The organism is Streptococcus mitis, from assembly GCF_023110375.1.
GTDB classification, from domain to species: Bacteria; Bacillota; Bacilli; order Lactobacillales; family Streptococcaceae; genus Streptococcus; species Streptococcus mitis_CI.
Window position 1 is genome coordinate 22,857 of sequence record NZ_JALDVV010000019.1, and the last position, 6,938, is coordinate 29,794.

The following is a 6,938-nucleotide window of genomic DNA, read 5'->3' on the forward strand; positions in this document are numbered from 1 at the left end:
CTAAAATCACTCCTTCTATTGTATCACGAAAAGAGACCTGCGACAAGAAAGGGAGGTTTCTCTTTTTTTAAGATTTTTTTAAAGAAATGAGGTATAATAAATCATAATTAAAGGAGAGTATCATGTCTAACTATCGTAGAACTTCAAAACCAAAAACAGAACACATCAAAAAGGGCTTTACTGTCTTTCAAAAAACGATTGCTACCATCGGTAGTATCCTTGGTCTCATCACCGCTACTATTACCATCATGAACGCCATGGATAATAACAAAAACAACAAAAAAGAACCGACGACAACCCAAACAACTGTTGTCAAGGAAATTCAAAAAGAAGCCCCTCAGGAAAATACTAGTCCCAATAAGGAAAATAACACTTCTCAAGAAAAAACACAGCAAGAGGAAACACCAAAAGCTAGCGTCAAGGAAGAGAAAAAAGAAGAGCAGAAAACAGCAACTCAGGACTCTACTACTCCTGCTCCTACTCCAAGTAAACCTGCTACTGAAAATGAAAAACAGTCCAATAGTCCAACTTCGGAAAATAAAACTAATCAATAATCACTAAAATAGCCTCCTTCCAAACTTGGAAAGAAGCTATTTTTTTATTGTTGTAAAACTTTTCTTGGTTTGGTACCTTCAGCTGGACCAATGACACCTGCCATCTCAAGCTCTTCCATGAGACGGGTCGCACGGTTAAATCCAACTGACAAACGACGCTGAATCATAGATGCGCTAGCTTTCTGAGTTTCGATTACCAAAGCCTTGGCTTCTTCAAAAAGCGGATCTCCACCAGTTTCACCATCTGAGAATTCACCTTCATTTTCAGAAACCTCACCTGGATCAAAACTCTCATCGTAGTCCGCATCTGCCTGAGCCTTGATAAAGTTTACGATGCGTTCAACATCATCATCCGAGATAAAGGATCCTTGGAGACGAACTGGATGATTTTCATCAATCGGTTTAAAGAGCATATCTCCTCGACCAAGCAGTTTCTCAGCTCCATTTTCATCTAAAATAGTACGGGAGTCTGTTCCTGATGAAACTGCGAAAGCGACACGAGATGGGACATTGGCCTTGATCAGACCAGAAATGACATCAACGGATGGACGCTGGGTTGCAAGAATCATGTGGATACCTGCAGCACGCGCCTTCTGTCCGAGACGAATGATGGCATCTTCCACTTCCTTGCTGGCCACCATCATGAGGTCAGCCAACTCATCTACAATCACAACAATGAGCGGTAGCGGAATCTGCTTATACTCAGATTGAGTATTAAACTCTTCTACCTTGGCATTAAAGCCTGCAATATTACGGACTCCTACCTTGGCAAAGAGTTCATAACGGTTTTCCATTTCATCCACAACCTTTTGCAGGGCCTTGCTGGCTTTGCGTGGATTGGTCACAACTGGAATCAAGAGGTGGGGAATATCATTGTAAACAGACAACTCAACCATCTTGGGATCGACCATCATAAACTTGACCTGGTCGGGTCTCGCCTTCATGAGGATGCTGGCGATAATGCCGTTAACAGCTACTGACTTCCCTGAACCCGTTGAACCTGCGACGAGTAAGTGGGGCATTTTAGAAAGGTCAAAAGCTCTTGCGGTTCCATTAACCGCCTTTCCTAGAGGAATTTCCAAGAGATTTTCTGCTTTCGTTTGAGATTGTTCCCATAGTTCGCGGAAAGAAACTGTCGCAATCTCAGAGTTAGGTACTTCGATTCCGACTAAGGATTTCCCTGGGATAGGTGCTTCAATCCGGACATCCTTGGCTGCCAAGGCTAGAGCGAGGTCATCTGCTAGATTGGAAATGCGGTTGACCCGTACACCCACTGCTGGCTTGACTTCATACTTGGTTACTGATGGTCCAATTTCAGCCCGTTCAACCGTTACCTTGATACCAAAGCTAGCAAAGGTTTCTTCTAGGATTTTGATATTTTCCCGAACGATTTTCTTCTCTTTAGACTGGTCTTTTGGTTTATCTGGGGCGAAGAGTTGTAAGCTTGGAAGTTTGTATTCAAGGGCTTCCTTGGCTGAAAAATCGACCTGAACATCTTCATCGTCCAATTTTTCTTCTTGTTCAGGGAATTCAAGTTCAGCTTGAGGTAGAATGATTTCTGGTTCCACCCAGTCTTCTTCTGGAAAAGGTGGAGCGTCAAGCACAACATCATCAGTCAGAATTTCACCCGTTTCCATATCAACAGGAGGCAAATCGAGTAAGGCTTTTTCAGCCTCTTCTTGTTCTAATCTAGCCTCTTCCTCAGCCTTTTGACGAGCTTTTTCTTCTTGTTTGACAAAGCGTTCCTCTTTTCGACGCTCATGCCCTTCCCGCCATTTAGCAAAGCCTCTACTGAAAAATTCCGCAATATCGTAAACAGACCAAGGACTGATCAGGAGGGCACCCACTAAAATCAAAATAGAACCAATAAAGTAAGTACCGATATTTGAAAAGAGAAAAGCGGTTGGAATATAAAGAGCGACCCCAATCAAGCCCCCTCCAGCAAAACTGGTCGTTCGAAAACCAGTCAAATCCGTCACAACCTGAGCCATGGTTCCCTTTAGAACAGACTTGTCCAAACCATATTTCCAAACTAAGTAGGCCTCAAAAATCAAGAGCAAGCCAGCAAATATGGTGAAAAAGCCAGATAGGAGCCCTTCCTGTTTTCGTATCCACTTGAAAAAGAAGAGGTAGAGCAGGATGCCAAATATTGCCAGATAAGCTAGGCTCCCCACCAGCAAGCGTATTAAATTGTAAAGGGTGATACCTGCAGCTCCTAATTTAAAAGCTGCGAAAATCAATAAAAGTGCGATTCCCAACGAAATCAACATTCGTTGAATCGCTTCTTTTCTTTCGAGTTCTGCTTTAGACGGTCTTCGTCTTGTTTTACTTGTATTCTTGTTTGCCATTCTTCTATTATACCATATTTCACAGGCATTTCGGAAAGAGAAAAAGACTGCACCAAACGGTACAATCTTTTCATTTTTCTATTTTTTATGCTTGTGGTTTGCGTAGGTAACCATAGACCACACCACTTACAATTGCTCCTACTAAGACAGAAACGAGGTAAAGGAGAGCATTAGAAGTAAGGGCGATAACGAAGATTCCTCCGTGTGGCGCCATGAGTTTGATACCAGTAAGACCAACGAGTCCACCTGCTACTGCTGAACCAAGGATGAAGCTTGGGATCGCACGAGCTGGGTCAGCTGCACCAAACGGAATCGCTCCCTCAGTGATAAATGACAAGCCCATGATGATGTTTGTCAAACCAGAGTTGCGTTCTTCCTTAGTAAATTTGTCTTTAAAGAGAAGAGTGGCAACAAAGATTGCAAGTGGTGGCACCATTCCTCCAGCCATAACTGCTGCCATAGCAACAGAACCACCTGAAGAAACAGTTGCTGCAAGCGTACCTGTACCAAAGACATAGGCAGCTTTGTTAACTGGTCCACCCATGTCAACAGCCATCATTCCACCAAGGACGATACCAAGAAGGACAGCTGAACCGCCTCCAAGACCGCCTAGGAAGTCATTCATAGCAGTGTTGATTGCTGCCATTGGGATGTTAACAGCTAGCATGACAAATCCAGTCAAGATTGTTCCAAGAAGTGGCAAGAGAAGGATTGATTTTGCACCTTCAAGTGAACGAGGAACTTTAACGTATTTCTTGATAGCAAGAACTAAAGCACCTGCGATAAATCCACCAACAAGGGCACCTAGGAAACCAGATGAGACACCTGCAAGAGTTGAAGTTGCTTCACCACCTGCTGCATAAGGGATTTTACCAAAGGCAAAACCTTCTTTAGCAATAGCACCAGCCACAAAACCCGCTACCAAACCTGGTTTTTCAGCGATAGAGTAGGCAACATAACCTGCAAAGACTGGGAGCATCAATCCAAAGGCTGCACCACCAATTTTCATGAACATAGAAGCTAACTCATGGTAAGAACCAAGATTGCCAAGGTTTTCATTTGGAACACCCAAAGCACCGTCAATCAAGAAGGCAAGGGCAATCATAATACCACCGCCAATAACAAATGGCAACATTTGTGATACACCACTCATCAAGTGTTTGTAGAAGGCACCACCAAGGCTTTGTTTTTCGTTAGAGGCTGTTGCAGCTTTGGCTCCATTAGCGGCACGGTAGACTTCAGCATCTCCTGAAAGAGCCAACTTAATCAACTCTTCTGTCTTACGGATACCGTCAGCAACTGGACGATTGATTAATGGTTTACCGTCGAAACGATCCATTTCAACTGCCTTGTCTGCTGCGATAATAACAGCTTTAGCCTTACGGATGTCTTCAGCAGTTAGTTGGTTTCCAACACCGCTAGCACCGTTAGTTTCGACCTTGATACCAACCCCCATTTCAGCAGCCACTTTTTGAAGGGCTTCTTGGGCCATGTAAGTGTGGGCAATACCTGTTGTACAAGCTGTAACAGCTACGATGAAGTCATCAGAGTCATTTGCAGGAGCTTGAGCTGGCTCCTCAGATTTTTCTGAAGCTTGGTCAAAAAGTTCGATAACTTGGTCAGCTGATGTTACTTGACGAAGTTTGTCAGCAAAACCGTCTTTCATCAAGTATTGAGACAATTCTGCCAAGGCTGCCAAGTGAGTATCATTGGCACCTTCTGGAGCTGCAATCATAAAGAAGAGGTCAGTTGATTGTCCATCCAAGCTCTCGTAGTCAACACCCTTGTTTGACTTGGCAAAGAGAACTGTCGCTTCTTTGACAGCAGCATTTTTGCTGTGAGGCATTGCGATACCATCACCCAAACCTGTAGAAGTGAGAGCTTCACGCGCCAAAATTCCTTCTTTAAAGGTTTCAAAATCTGTCACATAACCGTGGTCTGTCAAACTTTTAATCATCTCGTCGATGACAGCTGTTTTTTCAGTTGCTTGCAAATCCAGCAACATAACATCTTTTCTCAATAGGTCTTGAATTTTCATCGTTTTTCTACCTCAACTTTTTCATATGTTTCTTTAATAAATTCTGCTGTTGCCAAGTCATCCGAGAAGGTAGTTGCCGTTCCACAAGCAACTCCCCATTTGAAGGCTTCTACTGCGTCTTTTGATTTGACAAATTCACCTGTGAATCCGGCAACCATAGAATCACCAGCACCAACTGAATTTTTGACTGTTCCCTTGATAGGTTTTGCGAAGTAAGCTCCCTCAGATGTGACAAGAAGGGCACCGTCGCCAGCCATGGAGATAATGACGTTTTGAGCTCCTTTGGCCAGTAACTGACGAGCATAGTTCTCGATTTCATCTAAACTTTCGAGTTTCACTCCAAAGATAGCTCCAAGCTCGTGATTATTTGGTTTGACCAAAAGTGGCTGATAGTCCAAACTATCAATCAAGGTCTGTCCTTCAAAGTCACAAACGACTTGCGCACCAGTCTTGCGTGTCAAGGCAATCAAATCCTTGTAGATAACATTTCCTAGGTTTTTAGCACTCGAACCCGCAAAGACAACCGTATCTTCTGCTGTCAGACTAGATAAAATAGCTTTCAATTCTTCTAGCTGAGCTGGTTCGACATTTGGACCGGTTCCGTTGATTTCTGTTTCTTGGTCTGCTTTGATTTTAACATTGATACGAGTATCTTCTGCCACTTGGACAAAACATGTCTCGATTTCTTCCTCTGCAAGGGTATCTGTGATAAATTTACCAGTAAAGCCTCCGATAAATCCCGTCGCTGTATTTGGTATATCCAAACGTTTCAAGACACGGCTGACATTGATTCCTTTCCCACCAGCAAACTTATCATCACTATCCATTCGATTGACACTACCGACTTGGACTTGGTCCAAACGAACGATATAATCAATAGATGGATTGAGTGTGACTGTATAAATCATACTTCTATTACCTCCGTTTTCTCCTTAATAGCCTGCAAGAGCTCATGCCCTTGACTTGTGATAACAATAGCTCGTTTGAGTGGAGCTACCTTGGCAAAGCAAGTTTGTCCAATCTTAGACGAATCCACCAAGACATAGGTCTGTTTGGCATTCTCCAAAATAGCACGCTTCACAGCCCCCTCCTCCATATCAGGAGTCGTATAATAACCATCGTCCACACCATTCATCCCGATAAAGGCACGGTCAAAGTGCAATTGGTTAATCTGGTTAAGAGCAACGCCCCCGATGCTAGCATCTGTAGCCATCTTGACACTTCCTCCAACCATGACAGTTGGAATCTGCTTTTCAACCAACTGTGCGGCATGGTGAATCGAATTCGTCACAACAGTAATATTCTTATTGACCAATTCATGGATCAAAAAAGCAGTTGTTGTTCCAGCATCAATAAAGATGACATCTTGTTCCTTGATGAGAGAGGCCGCCTTCTGAGCTAGCAACTTCTTCTCTTGAAGGTTTTTGACAGATTTTTCTTGAATGGTTTCTTCTTCCTGCAAGGAATGGGGCAATTCTGCTCCACCATGCACGCGACGAAGCTTGTTTTCCGCTTCCAACTCATCCAAATCTCTTCGAACCGTTGATTCTGACGTTTCTAGCAAACTAACTAATTTTTCTAGAGAAACTACATGATGTTGATTTAACTCCTCTAGAATCAGTTGCTTCCGCTCTGTTTTTAACACTGAATCACCTCCTGTTATCGTTTACACTATTCATTCTATCACACTTTCTTTCAAAGTCAAGCATTTTTTGTCATTTTCTTTCAAAAACTATCATTTTTCTTGTTTCCAGAATTTTTATTGCAAGATAAGAGGCTTTATGGTAGACTATTTGAGTAAGTATTGGAAGATTACTCAAGAGGCTTAAGAGGCCGTGTTGGAAACGCGGTAGGCGTGTAATAGCGTGCGTGGGTTCGAATCCCATGTCTTCCGTTTATTTTAAAAAAGATACCCAAGAAATGTACTGACCCCAAAAAGTTAGACAATTAATTTAAGCAAAGGATTTAGTTCTGTATTGTACAGGGCTAAGTCCTTTT

5 protein-coding genes and 1 tRNA gene are annotated in these 6,938 nt (G+C 42.9%); 2 read left to right on the forward strand and 4 right to left on the reverse strand.

All coding sequences use genetic code 11. From position 1 onward, the window contains the following. The first annotated feature begins 122 nt into the window (after positions 1-122). Positions 123-554 carry a DUF6556 family protein gene (locus M1G12_RS09430; protein WP_247949813.1) on the forward strand — a complete coding sequence of 144 codons (432 nt, stop codon included), beginning with the start codon at positions 123-125 and terminating at the stop codon, positions 552-554. A gap of 44 nt (positions 555-598) precedes the next feature. On the opposite strand, the gene M1G12_RS09435 is transcribed toward M1G12_RS09430, so the two are convergent. The 4 genes from M1G12_RS09435 to M1G12_RS09450 all read right to left on the reverse strand — a co-directional run bounded on the left by M1G12_RS09435 (position 599) and on the right by M1G12_RS09450 (position 6,585). Continuing rightward, positions 599-2,902, reverse strand: a complete 2,304-nt coding sequence (locus M1G12_RS09435; protein ID WP_345773313.1) for a DNA translocase FtsK — start codon at positions 2,900-2,902, stop codon at positions 599-601. 85 nt (positions 2,903-2,987) lie between these two features. Continuing rightward, positions 2,988-4,940, reverse strand: coding sequence for a fructose-specific PTS transporter subunit EIIC (locus tag M1G12_RS09440; protein ID WP_247949815.1), 1,953 nt, complete (start codon positions 4,938-4,940; stop codon positions 2,988-2,990). Next, a complete protein-coding gene (gene pfkB / locus M1G12_RS09445; RefSeq protein WP_000640798.1) occupies positions 4,937-5,848 on the reverse strand; it encodes a 1-phosphofructokinase in 912 nt (303 codons plus the stop codon). Before pfkB ends, M1G12_RS09440 begins: the two co-directional genes overlap by 4 nt. Continuing rightward, positions 5,845-6,585 carry a DeoR/GlpR family DNA-binding transcription regulator gene (locus M1G12_RS09450; RefSeq protein ID WP_000920651.1) on the reverse strand — a complete coding sequence of 247 codons (741 nt, stop codon included), beginning with the start codon at positions 6,583-6,585 and terminating at the stop codon, positions 5,845-5,847. Before M1G12_RS09450 ends, pfkB begins: the two co-directional genes overlap by 4 nt. Positions 6,586-6,746: 161 nt before the next feature. On the opposite strand from M1G12_RS09450, the gene M1G12_RS09455 reads away from it, so the two are divergent. Then, a tRNA-Ser gene (locus M1G12_RS09455) sits at positions 6,747-6,834 on the forward strand. Positions 6,835-6,938: the final 104 nt, after the last annotated feature.